This is a genomic window from Devosia psychrophila, from assembly GCF_000971275.1.
In the GTDB taxonomy this organism is placed as follows: Bacteria; Pseudomonadota; Alphaproteobacteria; order Rhizobiales; family Devosiaceae; genus Devosia; species Devosia psychrophila.
This window is the reverse complement of record NZ_LAPV01000042.1, coordinates 1-25879: the sequence shown is the minus strand read 5'-3', so window position 1 is coordinate 25879 and position 25879 is coordinate 1. Positions and strand designations below refer to the sequence as shown.

Annotated in this window: 21 protein-coding genes; 8 read left to right on the top strand and 13 right to left on the bottom strand. The window is 61.5% G+C overall.

What is annotated here, in order from left to right; all coding sequences use genetic code 11:
- Positions 1-44 precede the first annotated feature (44 nt).
- From WH91_RS04015 to hpt, 5 genes are all read left to right on the top strand, one after another.
- Positions 45-497: an Hsp20 family protein gene (locus WH91_RS04015; RefSeq protein ID WP_046169735.1), complete on the top strand. Its 453-nt coding sequence runs from the start codon at positions 45-47 to the stop codon at positions 495-497.
- A 234-nt stretch (positions 498-731) separates the two neighbouring features.
- The gene (dps, locus tag WH91_RS04010; protein ID WP_046169734.1) at positions 732-1205 is read left to right on the top strand and encodes a DNA starvation/stationary phase protection protein Dps; all 474 of its coding nucleotides are present in this window, start codon (positions 732-734) and stop codon (positions 1203-1205) included.
- Between the two features lie 517 nt (positions 1206-1722).
- Positions 1723-6450 (top strand): glutamate synthase large subunit, encoded by a 4728-nt coding sequence (gltB, locus tag WH91_RS04005; protein WP_046169733.1) that lies wholly within the window; start codon positions 1723-1725, stop codon positions 6448-6450.
- 207 nt (positions 6451-6657) lie between these two features.
- Positions 6658-8085, top strand: a complete 1428-nt coding sequence (locus tag WH91_RS04000; RefSeq protein WP_046169732.1) for a glutamate synthase subunit beta — start codon at positions 6658-6660, stop codon at positions 8083-8085.
- A gap of 236 nt (positions 8086-8321) precedes the next feature.
- Positions 8322-8861 carry a hypoxanthine phosphoribosyltransferase gene (gene hpt, locus WH91_RS03995; protein ID WP_046169731.1) on the top strand — a complete coding sequence of 180 codons (540 nt, stop codon included), beginning with the start codon at positions 8322-8324 and terminating at the stop codon, positions 8859-8861.
- A gap of 18 nt (positions 8862-8879) precedes the next feature.
- On the opposite strand, the gene WH91_RS03990 is transcribed toward hpt, so the two are convergent.
- From WH91_RS03990 to galE, 3 genes are read right to left on the bottom strand one after another with little or no spacing between them, the layout of a single operon-like run.
- Positions 8880-10052: an SGNH/GDSL hydrolase family protein gene (locus tag WH91_RS03990; protein ID WP_074797479.1), complete on the bottom strand. Its 1173-nt coding sequence runs from the start codon at positions 10050-10052 to the stop codon at positions 8880-8882.
- A gap of 52 nt (positions 10053-10104) precedes the next feature.
- Positions 10105-11301 (bottom strand): lytic murein transglycosylase, encoded by a 1197-nt coding sequence (locus WH91_RS03985; RefSeq protein WP_046169729.1) that lies wholly within the window; start codon positions 11299-11301, stop codon positions 10105-10107.
- Between the two features lie 4 nt (positions 11302-11305).
- Positions 11306-12292, bottom strand: coding sequence for a UDP-glucose 4-epimerase GalE (gene galE / locus WH91_RS03980; protein ID WP_046169728.1), 987 nt, complete (start codon positions 12290-12292; stop codon positions 11306-11308).
- A gap of 93 nt (positions 12293-12385) precedes the next feature.
- Here galE and galU point away from each other — a divergent pair, with 93 nt between their 5' ends.
- A complete protein-coding gene (galU, locus tag WH91_RS03975; protein WP_046169727.1) occupies positions 12386-13270 on the top strand; it encodes a UTP--glucose-1-phosphate uridylyltransferase GalU in 885 nt (294 codons plus the stop codon).
- Here galU and WH91_RS03970 read toward each other — a convergent pair.
- The 3 genes from WH91_RS03970 to WH91_RS03960 all read right to left on the bottom strand — a co-directional run bounded on the left by WH91_RS03970 (position 13267) and on the right by WH91_RS03960 (position 16196).
- Entirely contained in the window at positions 13267-14538 is a 1272-nt protein-coding gene (locus tag WH91_RS03970) for an outer membrane beta-barrel protein (protein WP_244542370.1), read from the bottom strand. The two genes, galU and WH91_RS03970, sit on opposite strands and share 4 nt — an antisense overlap.
- 197 nt (positions 14539-14735) lie before the next feature.
- The gene (locus tag WH91_RS03965) at positions 14736-15188 is read right to left on the bottom strand and encodes an NfeD family protein (RefSeq protein ID WP_046169725.1); all 453 of its coding nucleotides are present in this window, start codon (positions 15186-15188) and stop codon (positions 14736-14738) included.
- 15 nt (positions 15189-15203) lie between these two features.
- Positions 15204-16196 (bottom strand): SPFH domain-containing protein, encoded by a 993-nt coding sequence (locus WH91_RS03960; protein ID WP_046169724.1) that lies wholly within the window; start codon positions 16194-16196, stop codon positions 15204-15206.
- Positions 16197-16337: 141 nt separating this feature from the next.
- Here WH91_RS03960 and ligD point away from each other — a divergent pair, with 141 nt between their 5' ends.
- Positions 16338-18923, top strand: a complete 2586-nt coding sequence (gene ligD, locus WH91_RS03955) for a DNA ligase D (RefSeq protein WP_046169723.1) — start codon at positions 16338-16340, stop codon at positions 18921-18923.
- A 438-nt stretch (positions 18924-19361) separates the two neighbouring features.
- On the opposite strand, the gene modB is transcribed toward ligD, so the two are convergent.
- From modB to WH91_RS03920, 7 genes are all read right to left on the bottom strand, one after another.
- A complete protein-coding gene (gene modB, locus WH91_RS03950; RefSeq protein ID WP_046169722.1) occupies positions 19362-20042 on the bottom strand; it encodes a molybdate ABC transporter permease subunit in 681 nt (226 codons plus the stop codon).
- Positions 20043-20054: 12 nt separating this feature from the next.
- Complete coding sequence (gene modA, locus WH91_RS03945; RefSeq protein WP_046169743.1) at positions 20055-20789, bottom strand: molybdate ABC transporter substrate-binding protein; 735 nt, start codon at positions 20787-20789, stop codon at positions 20055-20057.
- A gap of 66 nt (positions 20790-20855) precedes the next feature.
- On the bottom strand, positions 20856-21224 hold the full coding sequence (locus tag WH91_RS03940) for a winged helix-turn-helix domain-containing protein (RefSeq protein WP_046169721.1): 369 nt from the start codon (positions 21222-21224) through the stop codon (positions 20856-20858).
- A 3-nt stretch (positions 21225-21227) separates the two neighbouring features.
- Positions 21228-21863, bottom strand: coding sequence for a bifunctional 4-hydroxy-2-oxoglutarate aldolase/2-dehydro-3-deoxy-phosphogluconate aldolase (gene eda, locus WH91_RS03935; RefSeq protein ID WP_171910566.1), 636 nt, complete (start codon positions 21861-21863; stop codon positions 21228-21230).
- A gap of 77 nt (positions 21864-21940) precedes the next feature.
- A complete protein-coding gene (locus tag WH91_RS03930; RefSeq protein WP_046169719.1) occupies positions 21941-22429 on the bottom strand; it encodes a hypothetical protein in 489 nt (162 codons plus the stop codon).
- Positions 22430-22498: 69 nt separating this feature from the next.
- Complete coding sequence (locus tag WH91_RS03925; RefSeq protein WP_046169718.1) at positions 22499-23374, bottom strand: c-type cytochrome; 876 nt, start codon at positions 23372-23374, stop codon at positions 22499-22501.
- 87 nt (positions 23375-23461) lie between these two features.
- Positions 23462-24439: a carbohydrate kinase family protein gene (locus WH91_RS03920; protein ID WP_052952577.1), complete on the bottom strand. Its 978-nt coding sequence runs from the start codon at positions 24437-24439 to the stop codon at positions 23462-23464.
- Positions 24440-24630: 191 nt separating this feature from the next.
- On the opposite strand from WH91_RS03920, the gene WH91_RS03915 reads away from it, so the two are divergent.
- A complete protein-coding gene (locus tag WH91_RS03915) occupies positions 24631-25737 on the top strand; it encodes a TRAP transporter substrate-binding protein (protein WP_046169717.1) in 1107 nt (368 codons plus the stop codon).
- The last annotated feature ends 142 nt before the right edge of the window (positions 25738-25879 follow it).

Genomic DNA, 25879 nt, shown 5'->3' with positions numbered 1-25879 from the left:
CGAGACCACCGGGACATCCACGTTGCTTTACGGAGAATGTGACTATGCAGACCATCGATTTTTCCCCCTTCTATCGCTCGACTGTCGGTTTTGACCGCGTCTTCAACCGTCTCGATACCCTCGTCGGCCAGGAAGCCAAGACCTATCCTCCCTACAATATCGAGCGCACCGGCGAAGACGCCTACCGCATCTCGATCGCCGTCGCGGGCTTTGCCAATGGCGACATCGCCATCGAGACCAAGGAAAACAACCTGGTGATCAAGGGCGCCAAGGCGGCCGATGCCGACAAGACCCGTGAATTCCTCCACCGCGGCATTGCCGAACGCGCCTTTGAGCTGCGTTTCCAGCTTGCCGACTATGTCGAGGTCCACGGCGCATCGCTCGAAAACGGCCTGCTGCATTTGGAACTGAAGCGCGAACTGCCAGAAAGCAAGAAGCCCCGCTCCATCCAGATCAACGGTAGCACCCCGACCATCGAGGACAACTCGGTTAACTAGAAGCCGGCGCTTGCGCAAAATCGCTCCGGTGGAGCGATTTTAGGCTTCTAGGCCATGAGAGCTACGCTCGAATGGCCCAGATTATCAGCGCGCACGATCCACACCGCACCCTCGGCTCTGCCGGGGTGTTTTTTTGGGCGATCGTCCCACTCACAATTTCCACTTCTCCGGAACCCCTGCCCACCAAACCAGTTGAGACTCTAACAATTCCCAGCGTCACAAGGACTCCCCCTAATGAAAACCCCATCCATCGCCATTGAAGGCAACGGCAAATCCACCGTCATTGATATTCTGAATGCCCGCCTCGCCGACGCCATCGATCTGGCGCTGATCGTCAAGCAGGCGCATTGGAACTTGAAGGGCATCCAGTTTATCGCCGTGCATGAGATGCTCGATCCGATCCGTGCCGCCATCGATGTCCACATTGATGCCATCGCCGAGCGCGTTGCCCAGCTCGACGGCATTGCCCTCGGCACCAGCCAGGTCGTCGCCAAGTCGACCAAGCTTGCCCCCTATCCCACCGATATCCGCAAGGTCCCCGACCATCTCGCGGCTCTAGCCGACCGCTTTGCCACGCTAGCAAACCAGGTACGCGAGGATATCGACGCCACCGATGAAGCCGGCGACGCCGACGCAGCCGACATCCTCACCGCCTTCTCGCGCGAGCTCGACAAGGACCTCTGGTTCATCAAATCCCATCTCGAATAGGATTCGAACAGCTATCAGACAGCCTTAAGGGCGCATTTCACCGGAAATGCGCCCTTTTCCGTGCCAATACGCGACATAACTCCTACGCTCTCCTACAAAAATATCGGCAAAGTCCTATTTTTCATATTCCCGGCAAAGCAAAGCCGCTTGCTCCCAGTTTGGAATTATGCAAATGTGGGAATGTTAGGGCAGCACGACTGTCCTATCTGACGCGTCGCCCCGCTCTCCGCGGCAAGCGCGCACGCTGGTCCGGCTGGCCCACTCTAGATGAGTGGAAACGGATAGGCGGGGTCAACATGTGACCCGAAGTTTGGGTGGCCATTTGGATGCAGCGCCACTCTCCTATAATGGACGTATTTGCTCTCTCGAGCCGTACTGTGTACGACCCGCATAGCCAACGCGCCCACCAGAGGACAAGACTGCATCCAGCGGGCCGGCAATCCGGCAACATCAGGATGCACACGATATAGCGAACCAAGCCCGGCAACGGGTGCGATCAACCAGCGAGGATATCATCATGGCACACGAGCGGAACGGACAGCTTTCTCCGGACACCACACAGGCCGATACTCGCAAAACCCTGATCGCCGCTACCGGCCGCCCGCCAGCCCAGGGTCTATACGATCCGGCCAACGAGCATGATGCCTGCGGCATCGGCATGATCGCCAACATCAAGAACAAGCCCAGCCACGAAGTGGTCGAGCGCGGTCTCGAAATTCTCGAGAACCTCGAACATCGCGGCGCCGTCGGTGCCGATCCCCTGATGGGCGATGGTGCCGGCATCCTGGTGCAGACGCCGCATGCCTTCTTCAAGAAGGTCATGGCTTTCGAGCTGCCCGAAAAGCATCACTACGCCGCGGCCATGCTGTTTTACCCAAACACGCCCGGCCTGCGCGATCGCGTCGCCGCAGTGGTACATGCATGCCTTGAGCGTGAAGGCCTGACCATGCTGGGTGAGCGCAAGGTCCCCTTCGACAATTCCGCGCTTTCGGAAGGCGTTATAGCAACCCAGCCGATCATCGAGCAGATGGTTATCGCTCGGCCCGAAGGGCTCAGCCTCGACCAGTTCGAGCGCAAGCTGCTGATCGTCCGCAAGGTCATCTCCAACACCGTCTATGCCGCCGTACCCGAGAGCAATTCCGACAACGGCTTCTATGTCGTGTCGATGAGCGCCCGCACCGTGGTCTACAAGGGCATGTTCCTCGCCTACCAGCTCAAGGCCTTCTATTCCGACCTGTCGGACGAAAGCTTCGAATCGGCCATTGCGCTTGTCCACCAGCGTTTCTCGACCAACACCTTCCCAAGCTGGAAGCTGGCGCACCCCTACCGCATGACCACCCACAATGGTGAAATCAACACCATCCGTGGCAACGTCAACTGGATGGCTGCCCGCCAGGCATCGGTGTCCTCGCCCCTGTTCGGCGACGACATCACCAAGATCTGGCCGATCTCCTACGAGGGCCAGTCCGACACCGCATGCTTTGACAACGCGCTCGAATTCCTCGTACGCGGCGGCTATTCGCTGCCGCATGCAGCGATGATGCTGATCCCTGAAGCCTGGGCCGGCAATCCGCTGATGGATGAGACGCGCCGCGCCTTCTATCAGTACCACGCCGCTCTGATGGAGCCGTGGGACGGCCCCGCCGCCATGTCATTGTCGGATGGCCGTTACGTCGTCGCGACGCTGGACCGCAACGGCCTGCGCCCTGCCCGCTACCTCGTCACCAAGGAAGGCCACGTCGTCCTCGCCTCGGAATCGGGCGTGCTCGATATTCCCGACGAGGACATCGTCGAGCGCTGGCGCCTGCAGCCGGGCCGCATGCTGCTGCTCGATCTGGAAGAAGGCCGCATCATCTCCGACGAAGAGATCAAGCGTACCCTCGCCACCAAAAACCCCTATGCCGAATGGCTCGCCCGTAGCCAGATCGTGCTCGAAGACCTGCCCGAGACCGAACCCAAGGCGCCGGTAACGTCGGAGTCGCTGCTCGATCGCATGCAGGCGTTTGGCTATACCCAGGAAGACATCAAGATCCTGATGGCGCCCATGGCCACCACCGGCCAGGAAGCCGTCGGCTCAATGGGCACCGACACGCCTTTGTCAGCGCTGAGCAACAAGTCCAAGCTCCTCTACACCTATTTCAAGCAGAACTTCGCTCAGGTCACCAACCCGCCGATCGATCCGATCCGCGAGGAATCGGTGATGTCGCTCGTCAGCTTCATCGGCCCGCGTCCGAACATTTTCGATCTCGAAGGCGTCTCCAAGGAAAAGCGTCTCGAAGTGCGCCAGCCCATTCTCACCAACGAGGATCTCGAAAAGATCCGCGCCATCGGTGACATGGAAGACAACCACTTCAAGACCCGCACTATCGACATCACCTACCCCGCCGATATGGGCGCGGCCGGCATGGAAGCGGCTATAAAGTCGATCTCCGACCAGGCCGAAGCCGCCATTGCCGGTGAGTACAACATCATCGTGCTCAGCGATCGCCTCGTCGCCGCCGACCGCATTGCCATTCCCGCGTTGCTGGCCACCGCCGCCGTGCATCACCACCTGATCCGCAAGGGTCTGCGCACCTCGTCCGGCCTCGTCGTCGAAACCGGCGAAGCCCGCGAGATGCACCACTTCGCCATGCTGGCCGGCTACGGCGCCGAAGCCATCAACCCCTATCTGGCCTTCGAAGCCCTCGGCGCCCTGCATGCCGAAGGCGAATTCCCGGCCGAAGTCGATGCCCACGAAGTGGTCTATCGCTACATCAAGTCGGTCGGTAAGGGCCTGCTCAAGGTCATGTCCAAGATGGGCATCTCGACCTACCAGTCCTATTGCGGTGCCCAGATTTTCGACGCCGTCGGCCTCAAGACCGAATTCGTCAAGCGCTTCTTCTTTGGCACCGCCACCACCATCGAAGGCGTTGGCCTCGCCGAAGTCTCCGAGGAAACCGTGCGCCGCCATCGCGACGCTTTTGGCGACGATATCGTGCTGCGCAAGGCGCTCGATATCGGCGGCGAATATGCCTATCGCATCCGCGGCGAAAAGCACGCCTGGTCCCCCGACGTGGTGGCCGACCTGCAGCACGCCGTCCGCACTCGCGATGAAAGCCCCGAAACCGCCCAGGATCGCTACAACAGCTTTGCCGACCGCGTGAATTCCGGTGAAAACGGCTATCTGGCCATCCGCAACCTGCTTGAGATCAAGCCGATCGGCGAAGCCGTTTCACTCGACGAAGTCGAGCCGGCCGTCGAGATCGTCAAGCGTTTCGTCACCGGCGCCATGTCCTTCGGATCGATCAGCCGCGAGGCCCATACGACGCTGGCCATCGCCATGAACCAGATCGGCGGCAAGTCCAACACCGGTGAAGGCGGCGAAGAGCCCGACCGCTACAAGCCGCTGGCCAACGGGTCGCAAAACCCGATGCGCTCGGCCATCAAGCAGATCGCCTCGGGCCGTTTCGGCGTCACCACCGAATATCTGGTCAATGCCGACCAGCTCCAGATCAAGGTCGCGCAGGGTGCCAAGCCCGGCGAAGGCGGCCAGTTGCCGGGCCACAAGGTCGACTGGGTCGTCGCCAAGACGCGTCACTCCACCCCCGGCGTTGGCCTGATTTCGCCGCCGCCGCATCACGACATCTATTCCATCGAAGACCTCGCCCAGCTGATCTACGACCTGAAAAACGTCAACGAGCAGGCCGATATCTCGGTCAAGCTGGTCTCCGAAGTCGGCGTCGGCACGGTTGCGGCTGGCGTTGCCAAGGCCCGCGCCGATCACATCACCGTCTCGGGCTATGATGGCGGCACCGGCGCGTCGCCACTGACCTCGCTCAAGCATGCCGGCGGCCCGTGGGAAATCGGCCTCGCCGAAACCCACCAGACGCTGGTGCTGAACCGCCTGCGCTCGCGTGTCGTCCTGCAGGTCGATGGCGGCCTCAAGACCGGTCGTGACGTGCTGATCGGTGCCCTGCTCGGCGCTGACGAATTCGGCTTTTCTACCGCGCCCCTTATCGCCGCAGGCTGCATTATGATGCGCAAGTGCCATCTCAACACATGTCCCGTTGGCGTCGCCACCCAGGACCCTGTGTTGCGCAAGCGTTTCAAAGGCACGCCCGAGCACGTCATCAACTACTTCTTCTTCATCGCCGAAGAACTTCGCGGCCTCATGGCTGCCATGGGCGCCCGCACCATGCGCGAACTTACCGGCCGGTCCGACCTGCTCGACCAGCGCAAGATGGCCGACTACTGGAAGAGCGACGGCGTCGATTTTTCCAAGCTGATCTACAAGCCCGAGCCCATCGGCGGCGACACGCTGTATCACTCCGAGTTCCAGAACCATCACCTCGACGCCGTGCTTGATCGCAAGCTGATCGAACTGGCCCAGCCAGCGCTGGAAAACGGCACCCCGGTACAGATCGAAATGCCGATCCGCAGCAGGGACCGTTCGGCCGGCGCCATGCTGTCGGGCGCCCTTGCCCGCAAGTATGGCCATGAAGGCCTGCCCGACGACACCATCTCGATAAAGCTGACCGGCACTGCCGGGCAATCGTTTGGCGCCTTCCTTGCCCGAGGCATCTCCATCGACATGGTGGGCGACGCCAACGACTATGTCGGCAAGGGTCTGTCAGGTGGCCGCATTGTCGTGCGTCCTTCCGGCAAGGCCAGCTTTGATCCGTCCAAGTCGATCATCGTCGGCAACACCGTGCTGTATGGCGCCATTGCCGGCGAATGCTACTTCCACGGCTTTGCCGGCGAACGCTTCGCCGTGCGCAACTCCGGCGCCATCGCGGTCGTCGAAGGCACCGGCGATCACGGCTGCGAATACATGACCGGCGGCGTCGTCGTCGTCATCGGCCCCACCGGCCGCAACTTCGCAGCCGGCATGAGCGGCGGCGTCGCCTACGTCCTAGATGAAGACGAAACCTTCCGCGAACGCTGCAACCTGGCCATGGTCGAACTCGAGCCCGTGCCCGAAGAAGAAGCCCTCATGCAAAAGGTTCACCACCACGGTGGCGACCTCGAGTGGCATGGCCGCGTCGACATTTCCGGCGACATGAGCAAGCATGACGACGAGCGTCTGCACCAGCTCATTTCCAACCACCTGCACTACACCGGCTCGGCCCGCGCCAAATACATCCTCGACCACTGGGTCGAAATGCGTCCCAAATTCGTAAAAGTCATGCCGGTCGAATACCGCCGTGCCCTGCGCGAAATGGAAAAGAAACGCGCCACCGGCGGCATGGGCGTGGCAGCGGAATGATGGCGCTTGGAAACTTGAACCCGGTATCCCAGTCGACACCCTCCCCCTTGCGGGGAGGGTCAGGGAGGGGGACGTTTGGCCCAAATATCGGGTCTAACCGCCACCCCCACCTAGCCTCCACCGTCAAGGGGGAGGTACCGTCCGGCGCTCGTGACTCGATCTGGGGCCACACCCAACGCACCAACATCAATTCCAGGGAGACAAGCCATGGGTAAGGTAACAGGCTTTCTCGAGATCGAGCGCGAAGACCCCCGGTACGAACCGGCCTCCGATCGCATCCGCCATTTCGGCGAGTTCACCATCCCGATGAGCGAAGGCCGCATCGTCGACCAGGCGGCGCGCTGCATGGATTGCGGCGTGCCCTTCTGTCACGGCGATACCGGCTGTCCGGTCAACAACCAGATCCCCGACTGGAACGACCTCGTCTATAACAACGACTGGGAGGAGGCTGCGCGCAACCTCCATTCCACCAACAACTTCCCCGAATTCACCGGCCGCATCTGCCCCGCACCCTGCGAGGAGGCCTGCACGCTCAACCTCGAAGACGCGCCCGTCGCCATCAAGACGGTCGAGCAGGCCATCGCCGATCGCGCCATCCGCAATGGCTGGGTCAAGCCGCAGATTTCGGCCACCAAAACCGGCAAGTCCGTCGCCATCGTCGGCTCCGGTCCGGCCGGCATGGCCGCCGCCCAGCAGCTCGCCCGTGCCGGGCACGACGTTCACCTCTATGAGCGCGAGCCAAAAGCTGGCGGCTTGATGCGCTACGGCATTCCCGACTTCAAGATGGAGAAGGACCACATCGACTTCCGCGTTACCCAGATGGAAGCCGAAGGCGTCACCTTCCACTATGGCGTCAACGTCGGCGTCACCACGCCTTTGTCCGATCTGCAGCGCAAGCATGACGCAGTGCTGCTTTGCGGCGGCTCGGAAAAGCCGCGTGATGTGGATAGCGAAGGCACCCATCTCAACGGCGTACACTACGCCATGCCATTCCTCGTGCAGCAGAACCGTCGCCTCGGCGGCGAGGATGTGTCCGATCAGGTCCAGCTCACCGCCGCCGGCAAGCATGTCGTCGTGGTCGGCGGCGGCGATACCGCATCCGATTGCGTCGGCACCAGCTTCCGCCAGGGCGCCATCGCCGTCACCCAGCTCGACGTTCGCGCCATGCCGCCCGAACTCGAAAACAAGCTGACCAACTGGCCCAACTGGGCGGTCAAGATGCGCACGTCCTCGTCGCAAGCCGAGGGTGCCATCCGCGAATTTGCTGCCGGCACCATGAAGATCATCGGCAATGCCAAGGGCCAGGTCACCGGCGTCGAATGCGCCCGCGTCGATCGCAAGCGCCAGCCCATCCCCGGTACCGAATTCGTCATCAAGGCCGACCTGGTCCTGATGGCCATCGGCTTCGCCTCGCCGATCTACGAAGGCATGCTGGCCCAACTCGGCGCCGAGATGGACAAGCGCGGCAACCTCTTCGCCGACACGATGAGCTACAAGACCACCGTATCCAAGGTCTACGCCGCTGGCGACATGCGCCGTGGCCAGTCCCTGGTCGTCTGGGCCATACGCGAAGGCCGCCAGGCCGCCCGCTCCATCGACTACGACCTGATGGGCAAGACCGACTTGCCCAGGTAAGGGAAGCAAGAATACCCCCACCTAGCCTCCCCCTGAAAAGGGGGAGGGATCTGGCTGGCGGGTTAGGCAACATGGTGCCAAAAACTGGATGAAGTCCCTCCCCCTATCAGGGGGAGGCTAGGAGGGGGTACCCCATCAAAAACTCCCCTTCGCCACTCACTTCGCAACCGCACCCCGCTACTCTCAAAGCTAACAGTCTGCTAACAATCCCGCACCTCGCGTGACCCGGATTCGCCATGTCCCAGAAGCCCTACATCGTCGATGAACTGATCTCCGCCAAGGCCATCGCGGCCCGCGTCGAGGCTCTCGCCAAAGACATATCCACCTATTATTCCGACACCGACAAACTCGTCGTCGTTGGCCTGTTGCGCGGCTCGTTCATCTTCATCGCCGATCTTGTGCGCGAACTGGACCTGCCCGTGGAAGTCGATTTCATGGAGGCTTCCTCCTATGGCAATGCCATGGAATCCTCCCGCGAAGTGCGCATCCTCAAGGACTTGCGCGGCGAGATCGCCGGCCGCGACGTGCTGGTCGTCGAGGACATCGTCGATACCGGCTACACGCTCAAGCACGTTCTAGAAATCCTCGAGACCCGCCATCCGGCCCGCATGGAGGTTTGCGCCCTGCTCAACAAGCCGAGCCGCCGCGAAACCGACGTCAAGGCGCGCTGGGTCGGCTTTGATATCCCCGATAAATTCGTCGTCGGCTATGGCATCGATTACGGCCAGCGCAATCGTAACCTCCCCCACATCGGAGCCGTCCGCTTTAACGAATAGTTTAAGCCACTTGGCTGATTAGCGCGGACCCGGATTGATGGCAGGTGGGGCTGCTGGATCAACTCCAAGACCGAAAGCATCGACCCGGCCCGGCGGCGCTGTCATCAACTCTTCCAGCGAGAATGGCGCGCTTTGCGGCACCACACCTGTTGCGGTCAGCAACTCGCTGGCACGCGACGGCACACGGCTGATCGGGATCACCGCGCCCGCTACTTCAAGCAGCCGCACTTGCCCGAGCCCCTGATAGGGTGGCCGCAGCATGGCCGCCGCGTCGGTGCCCGCCAGCGGGTCGGCTATCGCGATCGAAACGCCGCTGCCACCACGATAGACGGCGCTGATAGTCTGGCTGATATAAAAGGCCAGCTTGTCCGCACCCGCGGTCGAGAAGTGGATACCGTCATCCTTGCGCATGCGGGCGTTCTGTCCGTTCACGTCCGGCCCCTGCGAAGAATACTTGCCGTCTTCTCCCAGAAACCGTTCATAGATATCAAGAAATTCTGCACTGCCGGACAGGCTGGCGAGCCGCTGGATATTGCTGATCTGGCTGAGCGCCGCCGAATATTCGGTTTTGGACATTGGCGGCAGGCCAACCCAGATCACCGGCTTGCGCGCCGCCCGCAGCTTGCCGAGAAAGCTGGTGATGCGCGCTTGGTAAGCACTAGTCCACTGGGCGGTCAGCGAGTTATAACTGGTTCCATCGATGCTGATTTCCTGCCGGTCGTTGATGCCGATCATCACCACGGCAAGGTCGAAACTATCCGCCGCGATCTGCTCCGTAACGGCCTTGTCCCAGTCGAAATAGTCGGTCCGCACAAAGCCTGAATCGCTGACGCCCTGATTAACCACGACGAGATTGGGATCTTCGGCATAAAAGCGCTCGAGGGCCCGGCTCAGGTCGATGGCCAAAGAATCCCCGAATACTGCCAGGCGTGTAGCGTCGGTTGCCTTCTCAACAACCGGCTTGGGTGGCGGCAGGCTCACCGCCGGTGCTTGCCGTCGCTGTTGCTGTTGCCGCGGTTGCTGTTGCACCGGTGGCGGTGCCGCTTGTTCCTCGCCAAACAGCAGGTCGAACAAGGTCCGTCGGCGCTGCTCCTGCGCCACCACGATGGTGTCCTGCTGCTGCGCAAAGGCCGGCGCCACGTCCACCAGGACGAGCATTCCAACCAGTACTGCCAGAACATAGCGCATCATGATTTTCCTTTAGCAAGCCCAGCCGGTCAAAGCCATCCGGGTCCCCAGTTCGTTACCGGCTCGCCGCCACCAGCGCATCGTGCGACGCCCCCGTAATAAACCCGTCAGCCACTTCGCCCCGCGCCGCCTGGAACCGCGCATAGGCCTCCTGGCTGATCGGCCCTAGCCGCCCGTCTACCGCGCCCTGATACAGTCCGAGCGTCAGCAGCGCCTGCTGGATCGCCTTGCGCTGCGCCAGATTGGGCAGAGCGGTTTTGCGCGGCCAGTCATCGACAAAGCCGCCGCCGCCCTTGAGCCGATCCGTCATATGGGCAACGCTCATGGCGTAGCTGTCAGAGAAATTATAGCCCTTCAACACCAGGTAATTCTGCGTCATCAGGAATTTCGGCCCGTCTTTACCGGCCGGAACATAGAGAAATACCGGCAGGTTCGCGTCGGCGAAACTCCGTCCGGCCACCCGCGCAATGCCGCGCTCGGCAAAGAACGATATCGGTCGCATTTCCGTCCGGGTTGCCAGCAGGTAGTCGAACCCCTCGGGGACGACGACTTCCATGCCCCAGTCCAGCCCCGGCTGATAACCCAGCGCGCGAAGGAATTTCGCGCTGGTCGCCAGCGCATCGGCCAGTGAATTGTGCAGGTCGACGCGTCCGTCGCCGTCGCCGTCAGTGCCATGCGCCAGCACATTGCTCGGGTTGACCTGCAAATGCCCGATGGCCCCTGCCCATGAGCCAATTGGGCTCTGTCCGTCCCGCTGCACCAGCAGCAGGGCAGCTATCAAGTCGGCCTCGTCCTCCACCAGCCGTGTCCGGCGCTGATGCACCAACGTCGCCAGCGAGCGCACGATGGGTCGGATCAGGCTGTCGTTGCCCAGCACCGCACCATAGTCGGTCTCCATGCCCCAGATGGCGCCCAGCACATACGGATCGACGCCATAGGTCTGGCCTACTGAGGCAAACAGCGTGGAGTTGCGTCCGATCGCCGCCTTGCCGCGCTCGACGCGGCCAGAGGTCACCCGCCCCTCGATATAGTCCCATATCGGCGTGGTGAATTCGGGCTGCGTCGTCACTAGGTCCGGCACGCGCGGATCAGGCGTCAGGCCACCCATCGCCGCGTCATAAACCGCGCCACTCACTCCCGCCGCCAACGCTTTGGCGCGGAAATTGGCGATGAAGCTGTCAAAGCTTTCGACCGGCTGAGCAAAGGCCGGCAGCGTCAGCAAGGCGAAAATAAGCGCAAGCAGTCTCAGCATAGGCCTACCGGTTCCGCGTCATCAGGTGGCGTTCCCACCAATAGGCGGATTCAACGATCTCGGTAAGGTCGTCATGCTGCGGTTTCCAACCCAGCAGGCTCCGCACCTTTTCGCCTGTCGCGGTGATCGAAGCCGGATCGCCGGCACGGCGCGGACCTTCATCGGCCCGCAGGTTGACGCCCGACACTTGGCGCACCGTCTCTACAACTTGCCGCACCGAATAGCCTTGGCCATAGGCACAGTTCAGCGTCGTGCTCTCACCACCTTTGCGCAGATGCTTGAGCAGCAGGGCGTGGGCCGCAATCAAGTCGGTCACATGGATATAGTCCCGCACGCAGGTGCCGTCGGGTGTCTCGTAGTCGGTACCAAAAATGTCCATTTTCTCGCGCTGACCGAGCGCCACCTGCGCCGCCACCTTAATCAGATGTGTCGCCATCGGCGTTGACTGGCCGCTGCGCTTGCCCGGATCGGCGCCCGCCACATTGAAATAGCGCAACACGCCATAAGTCATCGGATGCGCTGCCGCGACGTCCTGCAACATCCATTCCGTCATCAGCTTGGAACGGCCGTAAGGCGACATGGGATTGAGCGGCGTGGTCTCGACCACCGGGGCCAGACCGGTCATGCCATAGACGGCAGCGGTCGACGAGAAGATGAAATGCTTCACCCCGCTCCTGACCGCCGCCTCGATCAGGTTGCGCGAGGTCGCCGTGTTGTTGCCGTAGTACTTCAACGGATCCACAACTGATTCCGGCACCACGATCGAACCGGCGAAGTGCACGATTTCGGTAATGCCATGCTTTTCGATCAGGCGGCAGACCAGCTCCACGTCTCCGGCACTACCGCTTTCGAACAGCGCGCGGCCATCGATCGCCCAGTCGAAGCCGGTCACCAGATTGTCGAGAACCACCACTTTTTCGCCGGCATCTGCCAGATTGAGCACCATGTGACTACCGATGTAGCCCGCACCGCCGGTAACCAATACCGCCATGAATTAACCTCTAATGTCAGACGCTTGTTTGCCATTATGTTATCTGAGAGTGGTTGAGATAGCTTTACGCCCGACCTGTATGGAGTGCCAGACTTGCAAAAACGCGTCAGAACAGCCGTATTTCCTGTTGCCGGTCTGGGGACTCGCTTCCTGCCTGCAACCAAGGCCCTGCCCAAGGAAATGCTGACGGTCGTCGATCGTCCACTGATCCAGTATGCGGTAGATGAGGCCCGGGAAGCGGGCATCGAGCACTTCGTTTTTGTGACAGGGCGCAACAAAGGCGTCATTGAAGACCACTTCGATCGCCAGTTCGAACTTGAAACTACACTGGAACTGCGTGGCAAAACTGCGGCACTCAAGGCGCTGCGCCAGGACTTGCCCTCGGCCGGCCGCACCAGCTTCACCCGCCAGCAGGAGCCGCTCGGCCTCGGCCACGCCGTCTGGTGTGCCCGCGATATCGTCGGCAACAATCCCTTCGCGCTGCTGCTCCCCGACATGCTGTTCAAGGGCGAGCCTGGCGTCCTGAAACAAATGATGGACGCCTATGAAGAGACCGGCGGCAACATCATCGCCGTCGAGGAAGTGCCCGAAAGCGAAGTCTCGTCCTATGGCGTCATCAAGCGCGGCGAAGGTCCGGACAATGGCTTCCGCCTTACCGGCATGGTCGAAAAACCCAAGCGCGAGGACGCCCCGTCTAACCTGATCATTTCCGGCCGCTACATCCTGCAGCCCGAAATTTTCAACCTGTTGGCCGACCAGCCGCGCGGCGCTGGTGGCGAAATCCAACTCACGGACGGCATGCAGACGCTGATGCATACGCAGGAATTCACCGGGGTCAAATACCAGGGCAAGAGCTTCGATTGCGGCTCCAAGATCGGCTTTCTGACCGCCAACGTGGTCTACGCCCTCGACCGCGACGACATCCGCGAGGGCTTCCTCAAGGAACTCCGCAAGCTCGATCTCGACGAACAGCTCTAGCGAGACAGTGTGATGCCCATGGTAGCCCTGTGGGCGTCCTGCAGGCCATTGACCGTGCTGTCGGTGTGGTCGAAGTCGTAGTCCGCAGTCACCGCCGTGTGCGCGTTGATCTTGTAATCGGCGCCAAGCCCGTAGCCATAGCCGCTCTCGACATTGGTGCTGCCCTCGAACCGGGCCGTGTTCCAGTCTGCCAGCGCTCGCAATGCCAGCCACGAATTGACCGTATAGCCGGCCCTGGCCGTCGCAACATAATCCACCTTGGTCGTGCCGCTGCCGTTTGGGCCGGGTGGTGTAACGATGGTGGCAAAACCAGCCGACATGCGCAACGTCGGGTCGGGCGTGAACGTCACCTGCGCGTCGTAAAGCTGGCTCACCACATCGCTCACGCTCGCCACGTCAAAGCGGCGTAGGCCGACGCCCGCCGAGCCGGTAACTTCGAGTACGCTGTTCCAGCGCCCGGTGACGCCACCCTTCAGCGTATAGTCATTGGCATTGGCGCTGACCGCCGCGGATGCCGTCTGGTAATCGAAAATATCGCGTCCGGCGCCGCCCTGCCCGAACACTTCAAAGATCGGCGTCGCCTGGAAGCCGATGCGCAATCCGCTATCCAGCGCCCAGTAATTTTGTTCCGAATTGCCGACCACGCTGCCGTCGTTCAGCGTCGTGGCGCCATAGATGTTGCGCTGCGCCGCACCGGTGATCGAGACGTTAAACCTGCCGAACTTGCGCGTCAGGGCGACATCGGCACCGCCGCTGATGGTCTCCGGCGCAACCGCGACATTGCTCGCCACGCCCGGCGTACCCGGCGTCTGCTGGGTCAGCGAAAAATTGCCATTGGCATTGAAACGAGTGACGCTGTCGATCGTATACCCCGACTGCAGACCCAGCCGCAGCGCGCCGATATCGATTGCCTTGCCCTCATGTGGGCGAACGATTTCCGCGCTTGCGTCGAAATTGACCGCCGACCGCGTCCCGATATGTTCGAGGCTGACCGACGGCACGATACGCACGTCAAAGCGCTCGCCGGCGGTCGCCTTGGTATAGGTGCCGCGCAACGCGACAGACCAGTCGACGTCAAAGAATGGATCATATGGCTCGCGCAGCCCGTCGCTGCTCCCCAGCACCGGCCCTTCGGGATAAACACCGGGCAGCAGCCGCTCATTGTCGACCTTCGAGCCGTCACCCGGCGCCAGATCGGAGGCGGCCAGCGCCGGCAATGCCAGGCCAAGGGCCAAGGCGCTCGCCAGTCCTGCCATCTGCCATCGCACCAAGGCCAATAGTCCGCTCCGCCAACTGAAAATGGCCCTGCGGCGCAATGCGCCAGGCTTCCGGCAATCCTTGCACCTTATGGTTAATGAAGCTTTGAGATGTCCCGCAGGGCAGATCGCTCCAGTGGAGCGATCTGAGGCGAAAAGGCCATGAGACCTAAGGTCGAATGGCGGTCGAGTTCCCTTCGAACATAAACTTAGCCTATAGGCTCCACCGCCAACACCGCACCCAAGTTGCCCACGATGCGCACACGATGCCCGACCGGCAGCTCAGGGCCTGAAACGCGCCATACCGTGTCGCCCAACACGACGCGACCATAGCCCTGCACGATCGGCATTTCCAGCACCGCTTCCTGCCCGATGAACAGGTCCGCCCGCCGGTTGAGATAGGGCCGATCTGTCTTGGCCGGCCGCGCGCGCGACCAGCGCACCCACAGCGCGATACTGACCAGCGACAACACGCCAAAGATCAACCACTGCCCCGGCCACCCGACCGGCTGCAGCAGCGCCACCAGCCCGGTGACGATGCCGGCAATGCCCATCCACAGCAGGAACCCGCCGGGCACGACCAGTTCGAGTGCCAAGAGGATCAGCCCCGCCACCAGCCAGGCCCACGGCCCGTTGCTCGCAATAAAGTCGATGACCTGCATGGTACGGGCTCTCTTCTACGACTGGCCGGCCGAGGGAGGACGGCCCGTGCGTACCGGTGTCGACGGGGCCGACCCACCGAAAGTCTCGCGCGCGATTTCCGCAATGCCCCCTATCGAGCCGATGACGCTGGCCGCTTCCACCGGCAGCATCAGTATCTTCTGGTTCGGCGATGTGGCGATGGCTTCGAGCGCCTTGATATAATTGTTGGCAACGAAGTAGTTGATCGCCTGCACGCTGCCAGCGCTGATCGCCTCGCTGACCATCCGCGTCGCATTGGCTTCAGCTTCGGCAGACCGTTCGCGGGCTTCGGCATCGCGGAACGCCGCTTCCTTGCGGCCCTCGGCTTCGAGCACCTGCGCCTGCTTGGCGCCTTCAGCCTGAAGGATCGCCGATTGCCGCCGGCCTTCTGCCTCAAGGATCGCAGCGCGCTTCTCGCGTTCCGCCTTCATCTGGCGGCCCATGGACTCGACAAGGTCCTTTGGCGGATCGATGTCCTTGATCTCGATGCGAGTGATCTTGATGCCCCATGGCGATACCGCCGTATCCACTACGCGCAGCAGCCGCTCGTTGATTTCGTCGCGATGGCTCAGCAACTCATCGAGGTCCATAGAGCCCATCACCGTACGGATATTGGTCATGGTCAGGTTGAGGATGGCGTTCTCCAGTCCGGAGATTTCGTATGCCGCCGCGGCCGCATCGAGGATTTGGTAGAACGTCACGCCATTGGCGGTAATCGACGCGTTGTCTCGTGTAATCACCTCCTGGTGCGGCACGTCCAGCACCTGCTCCATGACGTTGATCTTCTTGCCGACGCTATCGATAAACGGCACGATCAGGTTGAGACCGGGCTTCAGCGTCCGCGTATATTTGCCGAACCGCTCGATGGTGAAATTATAGCCCTGCGGCACCGTCTTGGCGCCGGCAAACAGCACCAGCAGCGCCAGGATACCAAGGCCGATCAGCGTGATGCTGAGGCCATCCAGCGCAAAGCCGTTCAAAAAATCCATCGCTGATTCTCCCTTGGTCTTCGTTGCCAGGACTTTATGGTTGCGGAGCTCTCGGCGCAACGCGGCCCCGACAGGAACGACTAACGCTTCGGACTCGTTGGAGCCGCAAAGCTATCCACAACGCAATAGGCGAGTTAGCCCATGGTCAACAAAGCCGAGACGCTACTCAGGGAATATCAGGCCAAGCGCGACTTCACCAAGACGCAGGAGCCATCCGGCAAGGCCACCCGCGACGGTAAATCCACAGAGTTGCGCTTCCTTGTGCAAAAGCACGACGCTACCCGCCTGCACTATGATTTCCGCATCGAACTGGATGGCGTGCTCAAAAGCTGGGCCGTTACCAAGGGCCCGTCCGATAATCCGGCCGATAAGCGCCTAGCCGTCCGCGTCGAGGACCATCCGCTCGATTACGGCAGCTTCGAAGGCACCATTCCCGCAGGGGAATATGGCGGCGGCACCGTCATGCTCTGGGACGAGGGCACCTGGGAACCGATCAACGATCCCCATGAGGCGCTGGAAAGCGGCGATCTCAAGATGAAGATCAACGGTCACCGCATGAAGGGCGAATATGTGCTGGTCCACATGAAGGGCCGCGACACCCAGCGCAAGGCCGGCCCGGCCCGCGAGAACTGGCTGCTGATCAAGCACCACGACGACCATGCCAAGGACGACGGCGAGCTGCTCACCGAGCGCTTCACCAAATCCGTCTCCACCGGCCGCGACCTCGACGCCATTGCCAAGGGGCTCAAGCCCAGGAAGCAGACTGAGACGGAAGCCGACGCAGTCTGGCATTCCGACAAGGATAAGGCAGTCGATAATCCGCTGCCCAAGGCTGCCAAAGCGGTTGCCCGCAAGGGCAAGGCGATTGAGCCGCCCGCCTTCCGCCAACCTCAGCTCGCTACCCTCGTCACCGACGTGCCCGCCGGTAAAGACTGGGTTTTCGAGATGAAGTATGATGGCTACCGTTGCCAGGCGGCCATCGCCGGCGACCAGGTCAGGCTTTACACCCGGACCGGCAAGGACTGGACGGATAAATTCGCTGCAATCGTGCCGCCGCTGACGCGTATCACCAAGGGCACCGCGCTGATCGACGGCGAGCTCTGCGCCTTCGACAGCAAGGGCCGCACCGATTTCTCGGCACTTAAGGACCACCTCTCCGACGGTGGCCCACTGGTGTTTTTCGCTTTCGACCTGCTCGAACTCGATGGCGCTGATCTCGCCAAACAGCCGCTGACCGAGCGCAAGGCCAAGCTCGAAAAGCTGCTCGGCAAGATCGAATCCTCCTCGCTGGTGCAATTTTCCGCCCATGTCACCGGCAATGGCCAAAAGGTCTTCGATGCAGTGGCGCGCGAAGGCCACGAAGGCATCATCGCCAAGCAAGCCGACGCCCCCTATCGCGGCGAGCGCACCAAAAGCTGGCTCAAGATCAAGGCCAGCAAGCGCCAGGAATTCGTCATCGCCGGTTGGACGCCCTCGACGAAAAAACAAAGCTTCGCTTCCCTGCTCATCGGCACTTGGGATGACGGCAAGCTGGTCTATCGCGGCCGCGTCGGCACCGGCTTCACCGTGAACAGCGCCAACGCGCTACAGCAGCAACTCAACGCCCGCAGCCGCAAGACCAGCCCGTTCGCCGAAGTCCCGAGGCCAATCGCCCGGACGGCAAAATGGGTCGCGCCCGAATTGGTGGCCGAAATCGGCTATACCGAATTTACCCCCGATGGCGTGCTGCGCCACCCGTCATTCCTCGCTTTGCGTGAAGACAAGCCGGCTGATGCCGTCGCGCTTGAGCACGCCGTCCCCGCCGTCAAGTCAGCGCCTCTCTCAGGCCAGGCCGGCATCGACGCCGCCGAGGCCGCCGGCATCAAGCTCACCAGCCCGGATCGCGTCGTCTACCCCGGTCAGGGGGTCACCAAGGCCGACCTCGTTGCCTATTACGTCGCCATCTCCGAGCGCATGCTGCCCTATATCGAAAACCGCCCGCTCAGCCTGCTGCGCTGTCCGCAGGGTCGCGCCAAATACTGCTTCTTCCAGAAGCACGATACCGGCGGTTTCCATGAATCAATGAAGTCGCTGATGATCACCGAGAAAGACGGCAGCCAGGAGGACTATTTCTACATCACAGACCTCGCTGGCCTCATCGCCGGGACGCAGATGAACGTCATGGAATGGCACCTCTGGGGCTCGCGCATCAAGGACGTCGAAAAACCCGAGCGCATCATTTTCGACATCGACCCCGACGAGGGCCTTGGCTTTGCCGATGTGCGCGCCGCCGCCATCACCATCCGCGAGGAGCTGCAGGGGTGGGGATTGGAAACCTATCCCCTGATCAGCGGCGGCAAGGGCGTCCACGTCATCGCCCCGCTCCGAGCCAGCGCCGAGTGGCCCGATGTCAAAGCCTTCTGCAAGGGCATCGCCCAGCGCCTCGCCGACAACGAGCCCGACCGCTTCGTCGCCACCATGAGCAAGGCAAAGCGCAAGGGCAAACTCTTCATCGACTACCTGCGCAACGAGCGCGGCTCCACCGCCATCGCCCCCTGGTCCCCCCGCTCCCGCGAAGGTGCCCCCGTAGCCGTGCCGATAACGTGGGATGAACTAGAGACAATCAACGCCGCCAACCAGTTCTCGTTGGCCGATGCAGCGGCAAGGGCTCAACAACCCGACCCGTGGAAAGACTATTTCTCGACGACACAGTCCATCACCACGGCAATGCTGAAAAAGCTGGAGTAGGCAACAATACCCCCACCCAACCTCCCCCTGAAACAGTTAATGGATGAGATTTTGCTGTTCAACGCAGTGATTGCACCCGCACGGTGTCATCCCGGCCTTCGCCGGGATGACACCGTGCTTGAGTTGACGTTGAGTAAAACACATAAACTTATCCCCACCCACCGCCACCTCCCGCATACTCCCCCCATCTTCACAACAGAGCTAGTCATGACGAGTGACGAGCGTGGAGATTGCCGGGAATGGGAGGTCGCTCCTGTTGCGTGCGGGGAAATCGGGCGCGCTGGTCTGCGATAATGGCCAGCACGATCCCAACCCACGACAAATCCCGACCTGGTGGCGAGGCAACTGCCTCACTTTTTACTACCCTACCCCGAGGCAGTCGCCTCGCCACCATCGCTCTATTCGAAAACCGCACCCGGGCGGCGCTTCCGCACGCCCTCAGGGCATCGGCACATTGATCCGCCGATCAATCGTCAGCGTCACCGCGATCACCACAAACGCAAACACCACCATGCCCAGGGCGATCACATGCGCCTCGCCCCATTGCAGCCGTTCGACATAATCATACAGCGCAATGGCGATCACCTTGGTCTGGCCCGGGATATTGCCACCGATCATCAGCACCACGCCGAACTCACCCACCGTATGGGCAAACGTCATCACCGCGCCGGTGATATAGCCCGGCCGGGCCAGCGGCAGCGCCACTCGCCAGAACCGCTGCCAGTCAGAGGCCCCGAGGCTCGACGCCACTTCCAGCGCATCGTCGCCAATCGCCGCAAAGCCGTTGCGCAGCGGCTGCACCATGAAGGGCAGCGAGTAAAAGAACGAGCCGATGACCAGCCCGGTGAACGAAAATGCCAGCGTCCGCCCGCCCCACAAACCGGCAATCCAGCCGCCCGGCCCGTTGGGGCCGAGCGCGATCAACAGGTAAAACCCCAATACCGTCGGCGGCAGCACCAGCGGCATCGACACCACCGCACCCACCAGTTCCCGGTAGCGGCTCTTGCTGCGCGCCAGCCACCAGCCGATCGGCGTGCCGATGACGAGCAGGATGAGCGTGTTGATCAAGGCCAGAGTCAGCGTCAGGCTGACCGGCGTCCAGATATCGGCAAAGCTCATCCTGCAGCCCGTTTATTCCACGACGTAACCCGCTGCTTCTATCACGGCCACGGCCGTCTCGCTCTTGAGGAACGCGATAAAGGCGGTCGCCGCCGGATTGGCCTCGCCGGTCTTGAGCAGCACCGCGTCCTGGCGGATCGGCTCATAAAGATCGGCCGGCACCAGCCAGACCGAGGACTTGCCGCTCACCTGGCTGGCAGCGACAAAACCCAGTTCGGCATTGCCGCTCTCGATGAACTGCAGCGTCTGGGTGATGTTCTCTCCAGTCACCAGCTTGGGCGTCACCGCTTCGGTCAGGCCCAGCGCATCGAGCGCTTCTGTCGCAGCACGGCCATAGGGCGCCGTCGCAGGATCGGCGATGGCAATCTTGTCGAAGTCGCCGCCTTCGAGAATCGCCTTGCCATCGGTCAGGTCGAGCGAGGTCGAATACAGTGCCAGCGCCCCGATGGCATAGGTGAACACGGTGCCATCGACGCCCAATCCGTCGGTCACGGCCTGGGTCGGGCGCACGTCGTCGGCCGACAGGAAGACCTCGAACGGCGCGCCTAGGGTCGCTTGGGTATAGAGCTGGCCGGTAGCGCCAAAGCTGTAGCTCACGTCATGGCCGGTCTCGGCCTTGAAGATCGGCGCTAGTTCTTCGGCGACCTTGGTGAAGTTGGCAGCGACGGCAACGCTCACCGTTTCAGCATGGGCCGCAGTGGAAAGCAGCAGGCCAGCCAGCAGGGTGCCCAGAAATACGCGGTTCATCGAAAGCTCCGATATGGTTTGAAATTCATATCGATTTTCGCTCGAGGCCACGTCACAAGGCAAGCGTTATTTCCGTTCGGACATATCGAACTTCTGGCGCAGCGCAGCGACATCCTCGGCAATCGCCTGCCGCGTCTTGTCTTGCATGGCACGATAATGTTCGAGCAAGAAACGCCCGGCCTCGGTCAGTTGCGCTCCGCCCTGCGCCGCCCCGCCACGGCTGGATTCGACCAGCACAATACCAAAGCCCGCGTTGAGCGCCTGCACCAGACTCCAAGCCCGCTTGTAGCTCATTCTCATGGCCTTGCCGGCCGCCGAGATCGAGCCGGTACTGCCGATCAATTCGAGCAGATCGGCGCGGCCTGGCCCGATATAGGCCGTCTCGCTCAGGGTGATCCTGAGATGGGTAAGTCCGTCTTCGGGCACATCGGCCATGATCTAGCCGCGCAAGGCGCTCGCTTCGCGCGCCAGCGCTTCGATGCGGGCCCAGTCATTGGACGCTAGCGCGTCGGCGGGCATGATCCAGCTACCACCGACGCAGATTACATTCGGCAAGCCCAGATAAATCTTGGCCTTGGCGGGATCGATACCCCCGGTCGGGCAGAAGGTGATATCGGGCAAAGGCGAAGCAAACGCCTTCAGTACTGGCGCGCCGCCATTGGCTTCGGCGGGAAAAAACTTGAGGAAGCCGTAACCGCGTTCGGCCGCAGTCATCGCCTCGCTGGGCGTCGCAATACCTGGCAGCAGCGGAATGCCGATATCGTCGGCCGCGTCGAGAATACGCGGGGAAATCCCCGGCGACACCATAAAGCGGCATCCCGCGTCGACCGACTGCTTCATGTGCAATGCCGACCGAACCGTGCCCGAACCCACGATAGCCCCGGTCACCTTGGCCATTTCTTCCATGACCCTAAGAGCGTTCGGCGTGCGCAATGTCACTTCGAGGATCGGCAAGCCACCAGCCACCAAGGCCTCGGCCAGCGGACGCGACTGGCTTATGTCATCCAGAATGATGACCGGAATGACCGGCGCAAGCGAGAGGATGGAGCGGATGGCGGCGACATCTTGCGGCATGATCGGTCCTCTTGACTGTTGGGCAAGGGTTATGGCGACGGCAAATTTCCCGCAAGCCCCTCGTCCGATAAAATGCCCTAGTCGCTTCCCAGGAAGATATGTTCGCGATGAAAATTGAGGGCGCGCAGGTCCAATCGTGCAAGCGCAGGATCGGGCTGACGCAGGCGTCCAGTCGGATTAAGGCTTTCGAGCAATTCTGGATCGAGGCGGCTTAGATCGGCCACCAGTTCAAGTCGCGGCCCCACCGCGATTTGTCCGGCTGCGAAGGCGCGGGCGGCCGGAGTGGTCAGGCAAAGAAAGTTGTCGACATGCAGCAAACCGCCCATTGCGATGGGTTGGATCGGCGCTATCTGCAGCGCGTCATGCAGAAAGTCTTTCGGCTCGGCAAATACGGCGCCGGTCATTGCGCAGGTGAAGTCAAAGGCCCGAAGCACCTGCGAATAAACGCTGCGCAAGATATCAAGCGTCGGCTTCTCGGCCGGGCTGGCTTCAAACCGGGCGTTCGGTTCCGCCAGAAACTGTTTCCAATAATCCGGATGACCGGGATCATCGCTATCTTCAGCCACACTAATCGTCCGCTTGCCTCAGGCAGCAGTCAATTTATGCGGTCGGTTACGTATGTCAAACTACGTATGTCACTCGGCCAGAAGATATTCCGAGATTGCTGCTCGATCTGCATCGGTCCACTGCGAGGTGCCGTCCTTGATCACCTCCGCCATCGAGCCGCCCAGCACGTCGAAGCCGGGGGTAAATCCGTCCAACAGCGTCTGTGCGAGCGTCTCCTCGTCATAGCCATCGCCGACCAGCGCATCGCGCGTCAGCGCCGGAGCCCGACCACCCGTACCGCCGGGTGATCCTGTCAGCGCCAGATCCCATTCCAGCGCGCCAAGCGCATTGCGCGGCGAGTGGCAGGCAACACAATGCGCCGGGCCGAAGGCCAGGTATTTACCGCGATTATAAGTCTCGGATTTGCCTTGTTCGGGCACGAAACGCGCGGGCGAAAAGAACAGGTTCTGCCATCCGGCCATGGCGAGGCGGATGTTGAACGGGAACGGGATCTGGCTTTCGGCGGCGGGCGTACTGACCGGCTCGGTAGCCATCAGTGCCGCATAGAGATCGGCGATCTCCTGGTCGCTCATCAGCGTGTAATTCTCATAGGGGAACACTGGATAGAGGTGCCCCTGCGGCCCCATGCCTTTGCCCATCGCGTCGGAAAATTCCGCTATTGTCCAGCTACCGATGCCGGCTGTCGGATCAGAAGTAATATTGGGCGGCACGAAGGTACCGAACTGTGTTTCAAGCCCAAAGCCGCCCGCCAGGAACCCGGTGCCGGCCGCCGTATTGGTATGGCAGGCGACGCAGCCGCCGAGCCGGATCAAATAATCCCCGCGGGTGACGTCACCCGCCAGCGTCAGGTCACGAGGCGGGCCATTGACGGGCTTCAGAAAATAGGCTGCCGCTCCAGCAGCGACGACCGCCAGCACGCTCAAAATCACCAGTCCACGCCGCATCGCTCAACCCTCTGCCGCTGTTCACGCGATAGAGATCAGACGCCGTCAGCACTGGCAACTAACGGAAATGTTAGGCGCGGGGACGGATTATTTTCCGAGTACAGCGTCAACCTCTGCCCGGGTCGGTGGCTTGCAGCCCTTGCGACCGCAATTGATGCCGGCCACCACGGCGCCAAATGCCAGCATATCGCTAAGCGCGCCGTCGCCGAGACCGTTCAGTTTGCCGGGCTTGAGCAGATCGCGCTCGTTGAGCCAGGATAGGATGCCCGCCATCAAGCTGTCTCCGGCGCCGACCGTGTCGCCTAACACCGGCGGAGAATAGATCGCGGCCGTGGCTTTCCCGGATTTGGTGAAAGCCCTCGAACCCCTGTCGCCCAGCGTCACCACGACCAGTTCGCAATTGGCCCGGTCCAACAGGTCGGCCGCGTGCTGCTCGATGCTCCTCGAATTATCCAGCGCTTCGAGGTCTTCCTGCGAGACCTTCACCACATGGGCCAGATCTAGGAAGTTCGAAAGCCGCGCCTTGAAGCCGGTGAAATCAGCGACTAGGCTTGGCCGCACGTTGGGGTCGATAGAAATCGTGGCGCCCTTGGCGATGGCCGCCTTGACGATTTCGAGCCAGACAGCAGCCTCGTCAGGCTTGATCGGGCAGAAGCCGCCGATCTGGTACAGGTCGAGTTGTTCAGGCAGCGCCGCAATGGCTGTTCTGGCTTCGATAGCGCCATCCGCCGAACGGTAGAAGCCGTAGCGGGCATTGTGGTTGGCGTCGAAATTGACCACGGCCAGCGTGGTATATTCCTTGACCCGCTCGGTGAGCAGCGTCGTGACGCCGGCCTCGTCCAGCGGGCCCAGCAGATAGTCGCCGAACGCATCTGCCGAGATCGGGCACAGAAAGCCGGTATCATTGCCCAGCTTGGCCAGCGCGATGGCGCAATTATAGGGCGAACCGCCGGGGTGGGCGGTCATGACGATCTGGTCTTCGCCATCGCGACCGATCAGCGTTCCGTCGGACAGCACCACTTCGGCCTTGAGATCGATCAGGCTTTCACCACCCACGACGAACATATCAACGCCTCCCCGGCAATATCGCCAGCGACATAACATTTTTGCCGGCTCTGTCACCAGCGTCGTGAGCAGATGCCCGCCCGCTGGGCACTATATCGTTGATCCTTTGCATCGCTTTACTAGCCCCGTCCTGCGTGTATTGTTGACCGTAGCCGGAACGGGAGAGCCGGCTGCAACAGGGAGAAAATCAGGTGGATCGTCGCAAGTTTTTTACCAAGGCTAGTGCTGTTGGCGCGGGTGCCGTCGTTGCTGCCACCGGCTTTGCCATGCCGGCCATTGCGCAGTCGCAGCCCAAGGTTAGCTGGCGTCTTGCGAGTTCATTCCCGCCCGGCCTCGACACCATTTATGGCGGCGGCGAAACCCTGGCCAAATATGTCAGCGAAGCCACTGACGGCAATTTCACCATCGACGTGTTCGCCGCCGGCGAACTGGTGCCGGCCTTCGAAGTGGTCGACCCGGTTTCCGAGGGTACCATCGAAATGGCCCATACCGTGGGCTATTATTTCTCCGGCAAGGATGTGGCATGGGCCGCCATGGCGGCCATTCCTTTCTCGCTCAACGCCCGCGGCATGAGCGCCTGGTATTATTATGGCGGCGGCCTCGACATCACCAATGCCTTCCTCGCCGACTACAACATCGTCGGCTTCCCCTGCGGCAATACCGCAGCCCAGATGGGCGGCTGGTTCCGCAAGGAAATCAACACCGTCTCCGACTTGCAGGGCCTCAAGATGCGCGTCGGCTTCGCCGGCAACATCCTGACCAAGCTCGGCGTCATTCCCCAGACCCTGCCCGGCGGCGAAATCTACAACGCGCTGGAAAAGGGCACGATCGATGCCGCCGAGTGGGTTGGTCCCTATGACGACGAAAAGCTCGGCTTCCAGAAGGTCGCGCCCTATTATTACTATCCAGGTTGGTGGGAAGGTGGCCCGACAGTCCACGCACTGATCAACAAGGACAAGTTCGAGGAGCTGCCGCTGGCCTACCAGTCGCTGCTCAGGACCGCGTGCCAGGCGACCAGCGCCGACATGTTGGCCAAGTATGACTATGTGAACCCGACCGCGATCAAGAAGCTGGTCGCTGCCGGCGCGCAACTGCGCCCATTCAGCCCGGAAATCATGGAAGCCAGCTTTAACGCTGCCAATGAAACCTATGCCGAACTATCGGCATCGAGCCCGCACTTCAAGACCATCTGGCATTCCATCACTGCCTTCCGCAAGGATCATTATCTCTGGAACCAGATCGCCGAGCTAAACTATGACGCATTTATGCAGAGCCAGCAGCGGGCTAACAAGCTTTAGGCTTGGGTACACGCGCGTTGGTAGCCCCGGGGATAAGTCTCCGGGGCCCTTTTTGTTGGTATCGATCCGTTCCGGGCCAAACCACCCCCACCCTTGATCCCTCCCCACAAGGGTGAGGGAGACGATGAACACGGCTTTATCG